Source organism: Xylophilus sp. ASV27, assembly GCF_016428875.1.
GTDB lineage: Bacteria > Pseudomonadota > Gammaproteobacteria > Burkholderiales > Burkholderiaceae_C > Xylophilus.
Map to the genome: position 1 here is coordinate 1 of NZ_JAELTO010000469.1, position 205 is coordinate 205.

General features: G+C 63.9%; 1 protein-coding gene. It reads right to left on the bottom strand.

Annotated features, from left to right (window positions below; translation table 11 throughout):
* Positions 1 to 205, bottom strand: a 205-nt coding sequence (locus tag JHD63_RS25355) for a transposase (RefSeq protein WP_233168581.1), incomplete at both ends; no start/stop codon positions are given.

A 205-nucleotide genomic window follows, 5' to 3' on the forward strand; every position in this document is an offset into this window, starting at 1 on the left:
TCAGGCCTGCGAATTCGCGCAACAGCGGCACATCGTGCAGCGACTCCTCCATCGCCGGATCGCTCAGCGTGAACCACTGCTGCATGAAGTGGATGCGCAGCATCGTCTCCAAGGCAAACGGCGGGCGGCCGCGCTTACCGTCGGGTGCGTACGGTCTGATCAGACTCACCAGAGCAGCCCACGGCACCACGCGTTCCATCTTCGC